This is a genomic window from Carboxylicivirga marina, assembly GCF_016612505.1.
GTDB classification, from domain to species: Bacteria; Bacteroidota; Bacteroidia; order Bacteroidales; family Marinilabiliaceae; genus Carboxylicivirga; species Carboxylicivirga marina.
Window position 1 is genome coordinate 1 of record NZ_JAENRR010000143.1, and the last position, 1,391, is coordinate 1,391.

General features: G+C 38.3%; 1 protein-coding gene. It reads right to left on the bottom strand.

The window, feature by feature from the left end; genetic code table 11:
* Positions 1 to 7: 7 nt before the first annotated feature.
* Positions 8 to 1,318, bottom strand: coding sequence for an IS4 family transposase (locus JIV24_RS22120; RefSeq protein WP_200467262.1), 1,311 nt, complete (start codon positions 1,316 to 1,318; stop codon positions 8 to 10).
* Positions 1,319 to 1,391 lie beyond the last annotated feature (73 nt).

Below are 1,391 nucleotides of genomic sequence, written 5' to 3' on the forward strand. Positions count from 1 at the left end.
CATGACTTTATAATCGTTTGTAATTCATAGAGTAAGACTTCTTTGGTTTCTTTTTTCTTTCAAATAATCTATTGGGTCTGATAAGCTCCCTTGTTCTGTATACAATTTCATCAAAGGCATTTATAGCTATACAATATTGCCGTTTGACAAACATGGCAATTAGAATATCCTTTGTTGCGGCTATTGCATTAGTACGGTTTATCTTTTGACTATGCTTTCTTTTTTCGTCAGCCCTAAATTCTTCCCTGACACGTTCTTCAATTGGGTGGGCATAAGCAGCCGTTAAAGACAGTAAGAATATTTTTGCATGAAAATCTTGTTTTACCGCATTTGCAGTTTTACCTGAGAAATCTTCAAGCTCAATTCGGTTTTTCAATAGTTTGTAAGCCTCTTCGTGATTCCACCGAAGATGGTAAAGTTCTTTGAATTCATTATGAGGATATTTTTCTATATCGGTAAGCGAAGTACAAAGAATTTCAACCTCGCCATGTTCAAGTTCTACACGTATCAATCGGCACTTGATTATTTTGTACGTCCACTCTGGGAACTCTTTTAGTTTATCTCGTTGTGATTTAGGCAATGAAAATTCGACAAACTGTTCTTTTGCACCACTGTCCCTGAATTCACGAACAACTTTCCACCAACCAGTTTTCATTCTTGCGCAGAAGTCAACTCCTCTGGCAATTAGCATGAAAAACAAGGCTATGGATGGGTAGCCTCTATCCATAATCAACAAGTCACCTTTCTCCAATGACGGTAAATGCTGTTGAAGTAATGCTCGCTCACCGGCACTCTTCCCATTAGTCTTTTTGTATGGTGAAAGCCTGGCATCCAGTGTGAGTTGATTTAAAACATCGAATAACATAGAGCCCGTCGCCATGGAACGTTCGCTATCTGATTTGGGGCCAAATTTGCAGGTACCAAACTCCTCTTTTATTGTTGGATGGTTAGGTAGCATCAGCCTTGTACCGTCAACGCCAATTAGACGGTGATTTTTCCAAAGCTTTGCAACGCCGCGCCTATAAAATGTATTTATAACAACTCTATTAAGGCGTATAAATCCCTTCTCGTTAATTTTTGCCCGTGCCTGAGAAAAAGCACCCTTGCTAGCTTTACGAATAGTGTAGGAAGATGAATTTAGTTTAGTAAAGAAGCGATCTAAATCGCGTTGAACAGCACTTTGTAATGACATGATTAACAGGATGACATTTTTTAAAGTAAGTTCTCGCTTGCGGACAAAAAGTTTTTTTTCGCGACCATCTGTGGTGTCGCGATGGAACTCCGTTGTGTCAAGCTCATAATTGATATTTTCTGTGATTTCTAATCGAAAATCAGTAAAGTTATTCTGACTTCCTGCGTCTTAAATATACAGAATAACAATGAGTTATCAT